The sequence below is a fragment of the Nocardia nova genome, assembly GCF_002933465.1.
Taxonomy (GTDB): Bacteria; Actinomycetota; Actinomycetes; order Mycobacteriales; family Mycobacteriaceae; genus Nocardia; species Nocardia nova_B.
The window spans coordinates 108,880-115,861 of record NZ_PSZE01000020.1; the positions used below are offsets into that span (position 1 = coordinate 108,880).

Genomic DNA, 6,982 nt, shown 5'->3' on the forward strand with positions numbered 1-6,982 from the left:
GGGACGCTCATGCACAATCTCAACGCGCTGCTGTATTACATCCTGCTGGTGGTCCGCGCGCTCGGCATCATCGTCATCACGATCCTCGCCATGGGCATCCTCATCTCCGAGGCGGCCAAGTCGAAGTTGTCGCCGACGAAGGTGCTCGGCGTGGTCGGCTCGGCGATCCTCGCGGCGGTGCTGTTCTGGATGCTGCCGACACTGGTCAACTACGCACGATCCGATGCCACCAGCGTCGTGCCCGATCAACCGGTCGGGCGATACCGATGACTCAGCTGATCAAGGTGTACACGCCGATCAAACGGGTGCCCACCATGATCGGCAAAGCGCAGAACGGGCAGAAACTGCCATTCGGGCCGTACACACTTCCGCAGGTGGCCGGCGGTATCGCGGTCATTCTGGTGACCTCGGTTCTCGCCATGATCGTGCCGGTGAATCCGGCGATCACTTTCGTGGTGGGGCTGATCCTGACGATTGTGGCGGTGTTCGGCCTGGGGTTGCTGCCCTATACCGGGGTGCGAATGATCTCGCGGGCCATGTGGTTCGGCCGTTTGGTCTTCGTCCGCAAACCTGTGTCGGCCTCGGGTTTTCCGGTAACCGCCGAATCCGCCCGGCACACCCTGTTCATCGAGGAATCCGTGGTCATCATCTTTCCGGACGGGCCGGCGCCCGAGGCCGCGTCCGTCGGCCGGTCGGGATCGGGAAATGTCGCCGAGTTGCTTGCTACCCAGTCCGCTTCGCTTCGTGTCGAGGGTAGCCGCGCAGTGGCAGGAGGAGTGCACTGAATGGCGTTCGAGCGAGATATCCAGCCCACCGCGGCCATTCGGGGCAATCTGCAATTCACGCACGCCGGATTGGTCACCGCGACGTATTTCATCAATCCGCTCGGCTACGGATTGCGCAAAGCCGGTGACAAGTTCGACGTGAAGGCGGCCCACCACGCGCTGATCAACAACCTGCCCAACGGCTCGCTCCTGCTGGGAATTCAGGCGCGGCTCAACACCATCGACGTGCTGGGCAAGATGGTCGAGGGCGTCGATCTCGACGAATGCGAGGATTATGCGCTCGAGGTGGTCGCCGCCTACGAGCGAGTGCGTGCCATCGTGCCGCAGACCCGGATCTTCCTGCTGTCCATACCCGTCGGATCCAGCGGCCCGGCACTGTCGGGACTGTCGCGGATCTGGCGCGGCAGCACCACCACGATGGACGCGACCGCCCTGTCACGCGCCGATCTGGAGGCCTACGACGACACCGCGAACGAGATTCTTTCGCGCATCGGCGGCGATTTCGAACCGGTGCCGGTGCCGGCGGCGTTGTTCCAGTGGCTGTGGGAGCACTATCTGTCCCGGGGCGCGGTCGGCGATCCGGTCGCGCCGACCCGCGCGGGCGTTCTCGACGATGCCACTGCCGCCGTCTTCCGGTCCGCGGCCCTCGACGAAGGCGCACAGGCCGACAGCACCCGGCGCCTGCGTCCGTCGTTCGTGCCGGTGATCAAAGTGGTTCAGCCCGACTTCGAGTTCCGGCCGTCCTATCAGGCGATCCTGACGCCCCATTCGTTCCCGTACGCCGGGATGAACTTCCCCGGCGGCAGCGAATTCCTCAGCGTGCTCGACGGTATGGAAAACGTCACCATCGACTGGGGGATGCGGATCTCCACGCGGCCGGCGGACGCGGTGCTGAAGAACAACGAGCAGAATCTGCGCCGTCTCGGTGAGCAGATGGATCAACGCGATCAGGAGGTGTCGTTCGCGCAGAACACCTTGATGTCGAAGGTGCAGATGCTCGGTGAATACAACAATCACTTCGAGGTCAACGGTGGCGAATCGGAGGTTTCGTTCACGACCGTGATCGCGGTCGGCAGCTCCTCGCACGACACCACCATGGATGCGGTCAATACCCTCAAGCGCCGATACAAACGCTTTCAGGTGGAGATGACGGCACCCGTCGGCGCTCAGGTCGACCTGTGGTCGATGATGATTCCGGGCAGTCCACCGCGGCGCGCCTACGACGACTTCGCCCATATCGTGCCGTCGGATATGTGGTCGGGTTTCGTGCCCTTCACCACCAGCCAGATCGGTGACGACAGCGGTCCGGTGATCGGCGTCAATTTGCTCTCCGGCCAATTCGAGCCGATTCACTTCGGCATCATGGAAGCGGCGCTGCACGATCTGTCGGCCTCGTTCGCGGTGACCGGCGAACTGGGTTCGGGTAAATCGTATTTCCTGAAACTGATGGCGGTGCTGGTCCACGATATGGGCGGGCAATTTCTCGCCATCGACCGCAGTCAGGTCGGGGAGTGGGAACATTTCGCCTCCTCGATCGACAATGCGGTCGTCATCGACCTCAGCAATCCGACCGTGTCGCTGGATCCGCTGCGATTGTTCGATCCGCGTGTCGCCGGTGAGCGCGCGCTGGACTCGATCCTACCGCTGCTGGACCTGTCGCCCACCAGCGGTGCCGGCGCGCTCATCGGCAGCATGCTCACTCCGAAAGGTATTGCCGAGCACGGTATTCGGAGCCTGCTCGATCTCTACCGCGTGGTGTGCCGGCTGCGGGACGAGCGCGGCAGTGCCGAGGAGTACGCCGATCTCGCCGCCCGGCTGGGAGCCATCGTGGAACGAGTGCCGGTCCTGTTCGATCCCGGCCTGCGACCGCTGCGACTCGACGCCGCGGCCACGGTCATCCGCAGCCACAACCTGGCGCTGCCGACCGCGGAAGAACTCGTCACCCCCCACCTCTACAACCGGTTGCCGCTGACCAAGCGCCTGGGCACCGCGCTGTACGAATTGGTGGGCGTCACCGCGCGAGAGGCCTTCCTCTCCGACAACGGCCGGTTCGGACTGCTCGTCGGCGACGAGGCGCACCACTTCACCCAGACTCAGGTGGGATCCGCGGTGACCAGCGACTTCAGTCGCGACGGCCGAAAGCACCTGGCCGCGATCGGCTTGGCCTCACACGATCCGGCCACCGACTTCCAGGGCGCGGCACACAATCTGATCCCGAACCGGTTCGTCTTCCGGCAGCGCGACGAAACGCTGGCCCGCAACAGCCTGGAATGGCTGGGCGTGGACCTCGACGAGGCGCCCTTCCTGCTGCAGATTCTGCGCGAGGAGACCTCCCCGCCGATCGGCCCCGGGCGGCAGGTGCCCGAGGAGCGGCGCGGCGAGATGTTCATGCGAGATGCGTTGAACCGCATCGGTCGCGGCAAGGTGCTCGGTCCGGCCCGGCCCGATCGCGCCGAGGCCATCAGCAGCACGCCGAATGCCGCGCCCAAGCGCGCGATACTGGAAAGACAGGCGGTGCCATGACCAGCGATACGGGCACCGTGCGCGGCAGGTTCGGTCCGGACTGGGAATTCGAATTCTTCGACCCGGCTCGGTGGCAGCCGCGCGCGGTGGCCCGCCGATGCTGGGGCTGGATGTCGGCCACTCGGCGCCGGCGCTGGAGCGTCTCTGCGGTGGCCGCGTTCGTCGTGATGGTGGTGCTGCCGGTGGTGCTCGGTGCGGTGGCCACGGCACAGACGGGGGAGGGGGACGCGGAGGGATCCTCGGTCAACAGTGGACTGAGTTGGATGCATGTACGCGACTCCTCGGGGGCGGAGTTGTCGAGCTACATCTTTGCGACCAATCACGGCGGGCTGCTTCATCCGGCCAATACCGCACTATCGTTGGTTCTCAGCCTGGAATTCGCGGGCTGGATGGTCATTGTGACCACCGCGATCTGGCTGATCGGATATGCCTTGAGCTTCGAATGGCTCAACTTGTTCAGTCGTGCTCTCGAAGGTGTCGCGCACAGTCTCAGCGGCCAGATCGCCACGCCGATGATGTTGGCGGCTGCGGTGACTATCGGAGCGTTCTTCGTGGCGTGGTTCGTGGTCCGCGGATTCCATGCCAAGGCCACCATGCAAGTGGTGTCCATGTTGTTGATCGCGGTGGCCGGACCGATATTTCTCGCGGAGCCGCTCGCGGATGTGCTGTCATCGGACGGCCTGCTCGCCCAGGGGCGCAATATCGGTGTGTCGGTGGCAGCCGGCTTGAACGGCAACAGCAACCCGAACGCGACAGCGCTGGTGCCGCAAATGCAGGCCGATCTTGCCGACAACTTCGCCCGCCGCCCGTTGCAGGTATGGAATTTCGGTCGCGTCGTCGACACTGATTCCTCGTGCAAGGCAGCGTGGACCTCGGCGGTGATGAACGGTAGCGAGAAGGCAGTCAAGGAGGGCATGAAGAACTGCGACAAGGCTGCTTACAAGGCGACCGAGAATCCGACGGTTCCGCAGATCGGGGCGGGCTTGATCCTGTTGGTCGCGGGCACGATCTTGCTGCTGTTCGCCGTCTACTTGTCCCTCAAGATCATCAAAGCCGCGCTGGACACCATCTACCACGGCCTCATGTCGATCTTCGGTTTTGCGGCAGGCGGGTTCATATACGGGCCGACCCAGACCTTTCTGGTGCGTAATGTCGTCGACGGGTTCATCGCGGGTGCGCGAATGGCCTGTTACACGATCTTTTTGGGCGTCTATGTGCTCTTCCTGGGCAATCTGTTCAAGGAAGCGGAGAACGACGTGATGGCGATCTTCGTGATCGGCGCCATCGTGGAAGTCATCGCGATCTTCCAGTTGCAGCGTTTGAGCGCCGGGCTGAGTAGCGGGAACGAATGGGTCGCCAATCGTTTCGCGCTTGCGATGCAGGGCGTTTCGCGCGGCGGCGGAGGCGGAGGCGGCGGTACGGCACTGGGCATGGGGCAGGCCGGAGCAAAGCACAAGCTGGGCGGCGCCGCGATGCTGGCGACCCTGGCCGGTGTCAGCACCGTGAGCAATTCCCCACTCACCGAATGGATGTGGGGGCGCACGCGCAGTCCGCTGCGGCCGTTCTCGCGCACGGAACGCCAGTCGCAGCTCGCCCAGTGGGGGGTGTGGGGCCGGGAGAACTTCGGCGGTCCCGACGGCTTGTACACGCAGTCCTATATGAACCGACATCAGTTCGCCCACGCGGCCCGACAAGCTGCCGAGGCGGCCGGCGGTGTCGACACCGTCATGGGTGCTTCCGCAGCGATCCAAGGAGTATTCGATTACGGCGGTGGACTCGACAGCGCGTGGGGCGCGATGCTCGGCGCCGGATTCACCGATGAGCAAATCATGTCGAATGCGATCCGATCGTGGGGCATCGTCGCGCAGAACGCCGAGGACGAGACGCTCACCGACAAACATCTCGGCCATGTGGTCTCGGCCATTTCGCGCGCACAGCATTCTGCCAATCGTGTGCTTCGAGGTGAGGGTACGGCGGAAGAGGCCGCAGCCGATCTGGCGACGCTACAAGCGGCGACCTTCCGGTTTCGGCGCGCGAACCCGGGTGGCGTTACATTGGACGGCGGGGCTCGCCATGGCCGAGAGCGACGATTTGTCGAGCAATACATGGCGGCCCCGAGCCAGGAGCAGATCGAGCAACTGCAGCTGGTGGCAAGTGGTGGTAACTCGACCCTGGCGTCTCTGGCCGGAATCGACGAAACGAGTGCCGACCGGATGCTGATGTGGATCGGTAACGAGCACGCGCGGGTTGTCTCCGCCGCCGTGGACCGGTTGGTCGACGATCCGGGAAATCCGGGCCATATTCGAGAGGTTCGCCGGGTCATCTCCCACGCGGCCGATACGGACCTTTGGGCGTCGCGGGTCCACCGGACGCCGTGGAACGCTCCACAGCCGCCCGGCGCCAACCCTCCCAACCCGAACTGGCGACGTGAAATGGGACGCGTCGGTCGCCGCATTCGCTAGGCAGCGGATAAACCGAAAGGCTTGTGAGGAGGCTGTCGATGAGCAATCGGCCGGACGGACTGCGGACAGCATTGGCATTCGTACCGTGGTGGGCTTGGGGTCTTGTGGTCGTCGTCGCCCTGTGCGGAGTGGTGCTCATGGGAGCGGTGTTTCCTACTGCGGCACAGTCGGGTTCGTCGGCAGCGGACCTGCAGTGCCAATGCGCGAGCGCGATCGGCGACGACCCCAGCGAGACGCCCACGGCCACCACCACCGCCTCGAAGTGCGGGGGCGGCGGCACGGTCGTCGCATCGGATGTGCCGTCCACCAATCCGTACGCGAGCGTGACCGTCGACCCGGGCGACAACGACGTCTCCGACTGGATTCGCTCGTGTCTGAGCGGACCGATGCAGTCGGCGCCGTATCAATTGCCGGAGTTGGCTTTCGGCAATACCGGCTTCGCCGGCAGCTGCGCGGGTGCGCTCGCCGCGAGCTATCGCTCCGAGGCGGCCGATATGGCCGAACTGGTGCGGGGAGTGATCTATCAGGCATCGGTGGCCGCGACCACACAGCGATGTGAGAAGACGTCACTCGACGGAATACCCGCACCCACCGGGAACGGCTGCCAGACATCGACGGACGCCATCCGCGGTAGCAATTCGGGGGCGGTGATTCTCCCGACGACCCTCGCGGGGCAAGCGATCTGCGGTCAGCGCGTACAGCTGTCCGCCGCATCGGCCGGCGATGTGGTGTTCTGGGACTACGGTTCGCGCGGACCGGCGCGCGCCGGTGTGGTACTCGGAAACGGAACCATGGTCACCGCCGACGCGACGACGGGACGCCTTGTGGAACAGACGATTCCGACGAGCCGTGGGGTGCAGGTCAAGCGGGTACTGGGGGCGGGGGCATGACATCACCTGCCGAGGTGCAGCCGGGGGTCACCGGCGAGCCGACCGAGGAACAGCCGTCCGATGGGACGACGCCGTGGACGCTGCGTCCCATGGAGCAAAGGTCGAAGCCCGACAAGGCGGTGACGCCATCGCTTCCGGGGGCACCGTCGGGGGTGAATACTCCCGCGGCGCCGTGGACGCCCACTCCGGCGGTGCCGAGCCCGGCGCTGCCGGGTCCTGTGTCTGCCGGGTCGGGTGGTGGTGTGGTGGCGCCTGCGGGTTCGCCCGCGGTGTCGGTGGCACCGGGATCGGCGCAAGCACCCCCCGCCGCGGGCGCCGGCAC

The 6,982-nt window shown here is 65.2% G+C and carries 5 protein-coding genes and 1 pseudogene; all 6 read left to right on the forward strand.

Annotated features, from left to right (window positions below):
• The first annotated feature begins 9 nt into the window (after positions 1-9).
• A complete protein-coding gene (locus C5E41_RS22535) occupies positions 10-270 on the forward strand; it encodes a hypothetical protein (RefSeq protein WP_030517937.1) in 261 nt (86 codons plus the stop codon).
• Positions 267-785, forward strand: a complete 519-nt coding sequence (locus C5E41_RS22540) for a hypothetical protein (protein ID WP_258081170.1) — start codon at positions 267-269, stop codon at positions 783-785. Before C5E41_RS22535 ends, C5E41_RS22540 begins: the two co-directional genes overlap by 4 nt.
• A complete protein-coding gene (locus C5E41_RS22545) occupies positions 786-3,308 on the forward strand; it encodes an ATP-binding protein (RefSeq protein WP_104377762.1) in 2,523 nt (840 codons plus the stop codon).
• 149 nt (positions 3,309-3,457) lie between these two features.
• Positions 3,458-5,770 (forward strand): hypothetical protein, encoded by a 2,313-nt coding sequence (locus tag C5E41_RS22550; protein ID WP_146097645.1) that lies wholly within the window; start codon positions 3,458-3,460, stop codon positions 5,768-5,770.
• A gap of 38 nt (positions 5,771-5,808) precedes the next feature.
• Entirely contained in the window at positions 5,809-6,660 is an 852-nt protein-coding gene (locus C5E41_RS22555) for an NlpC/P60 family protein (RefSeq protein WP_146097646.1), read from the forward strand.
• Positions 6,657-6,982 (forward strand): annotated as a pseudogene (locus C5E41_RS34530) (hypothetical protein); the annotation flags it as partial. The gene C5E41_RS22555 and the pseudogene C5E41_RS34530, both read left to right, overlap by 4 nt.

What these genes read in the sequence shown, in the direction of transcription:
- C5E41_RS22535 (WP_030517937.1), top strand. Translation starts at nt 10, where the DNA reads ATGCACAATCTCAACGCGCTGCTGTATTACATCCTGCTGGTGGTCCGC.
- C5E41_RS22540 (WP_258081170.1), top strand. Translation starts at nt 267, where the DNA reads ATGACTCAGCTGATCAAGGTGTACACGCCGATCAAACGGGTGCCCACC.
- C5E41_RS22545 (WP_104377762.1), top strand. Translation starts at nt 786, where the DNA reads ATGGCGTTCGAGCGAGATATCCAGCCCACCGCGGCCATTCGGGGCAAT.
- C5E41_RS22555 (WP_146097646.1), top strand. Translation starts at nt 5,809, where the DNA reads ATGAGCAATCGGCCGGACGGACTGCGGACAGCATTGGCATTCGTACCG.